1 pseudogene is annotated in these 237 nt (G+C 63.3%); it reads left to right on the top strand.

From position 1 onward, the window contains the following. Positions 1–212, top strand: a pseudogene (locus tag CVH10_RS27405) (hypothetical protein); the annotation flags it as partial. Positions 213–237: the final 25 nt, after the last annotated feature.

Genomic DNA, 237 nt, shown 5'->3' on the forward strand with positions numbered 1-237 from the left:
GGGTCTACTGCGACGACGCCATGATGCTCGAGGAGTTCAAGCGCAAGGCCAGCTAGAACCTCGCCATCGACGGCGGTGTCTACCTGACCTTCTTCGCACCGACCCGTGTCAACCTGCAGATGACCCAGGAGCGCTGGCCGGACGTTCGCTTGAGCCCGACGCGCGAGCACTGTCGCGTTCTGCGCCCGGAGGCTTACGCTAGAAGCTTGTAGAGCGGCGCTTCGTGCCTGACATCGT

The organism is Halomonas sp. ND22Bw, assembly GCF_003011945.1.
GTDB lineage: Bacteria > Pseudomonadota > Gammaproteobacteria > Pseudomonadales > Halomonadaceae > Halomonas > Halomonas halophila.